Source organism: Microbacterium sp. Bi128, from assembly GCF_918698205.1.
In genome coordinates this window covers 1-1,274 of sequence record NZ_CAKKMM010001435.1, presented here as the reverse complement: position 1 = coordinate 1,274, position 1,274 = coordinate 1, and the positions used below count along the sequence as shown (strand labels likewise).

Here is a 1,274-nt window from a genome sequence, read left to right as displayed (position 1 = left end):
TTTCCAGCAGGCCATGAACGGCACAGCCACCGTGCACTACGGCACCCCCATCGCCGCGACACTCGTGAACTTCATCGCCGGAGCGGCCCTGCTGTGGCTGGCATGGCTGATCAAACTCGCCGTGGCCGGGGCCGGCAACCCCCTCCCGGCGCAGTGGTGGTACTACCTTGGCGGCCCGCTCGGCTGCATCTTCATCGGCATCGGCGCCCTCCTGGTCCGCAGCCTGGGCGTTCTGGTCACCGGCCTCGGCATGATCGCCGGCCAGCTGCTGGGGTCCCTCGGCCTGGACCTCATATTGCCGGTGCCCGGAACGGTGATCGCACTCCCGACGGTCCTCGGCACCATCCTGACGCTCGGCGCCATCGTCCTGGCCACCCTGCCCTGGCCCAAGGGCGCGCTGAAGCGGTAGCGGGCCGGTAGGCTTGGAGTTTGCATTGCACTGTTCGTATCGCTTTGTTCGTATCGTCCCGGCCGGCAACCAGCCGGCGTCCCGGGGCCAACACCACGGACCGCACCCAGCGGCCCTGTAGAAAATTGGAGTTCCCATGGCAGCAAAATCCGTCCTCGACCAGATCATTTCCCTCGCCAAGCGCCGGGGATTCGTTTTCCAGGCCGGTGAAATCTATGGTGGCTCCCGTTCTGCGTGGGACTACGGCCCGCTCGGCGCCGAGCTCAAGGAAAACATCAAGCGCCAGTGGTGGCAGTCCGTGGTCCGCGGCCGCGACGACGTCGTAGGCCTGGATTCCTCCGTCATCCTGCCCCGTCAGGTGTGGGAGGCCTCCGGCCACGTCGACGTGTTCTCCGACCCGCTGGTGGAGTGCCTGTCCTGCCACAAGCGCTACCGCGCGGACCACCTCGAGGAAGAGTACGAGGAGAAGAAGGGCCGTCCCGCCGAGAACGGCCTCAAGGACATCGCCTGCGCCAACTGCGGCACCCGCGGCCAGTGGACTGAACCGCATGAATTCTCCGGGCTGCTCAAGACCTACCTTGGCCCCGTCGCCAGCGAAGAAGGCCTGCACTACCTGCGGCCCGAAACGGCCCAGGGCATCTTCGTGAACTTTTCCAACGTCCTGACCACCTCGCGGAAGAAGCCGCCCTTCGGCATCGGCCAGATCGGCAAGTCCTTCCGCAACGAGATCACGCCCGGCAACTTCATCTTCCGCACCCGCGAGTTCGAGCAGATGGAGATGGAATTCTTCGTCGAGCCCGGCACCGACGAGCAGTGGCACGAGTACTGGATGAAGGAACGCATGTCCTGGTACACGGGCCTGGGC

At 65.5% G+C, this 1,274-nt stretch carries 2 protein-coding genes; both read left to right on the top strand.

What is annotated here, in order from left to right; genetic code table 11:
- Positions 1-409 (top strand): DMT family transporter (locus LQV45_RS33460; protein ID WP_230012077.1); only part of this gene is annotated, 409 nt, incomplete at its 5' end.
- A 136-nt stretch (positions 410-545) separates the two neighbouring features.
- Positions 546-1,274, top strand: a 729-nt coding sequence (locus LQV45_RS33455) for a glycine--tRNA ligase (RefSeq protein ID WP_230012074.1), incomplete at its 3' end; no start/stop codon positions are given.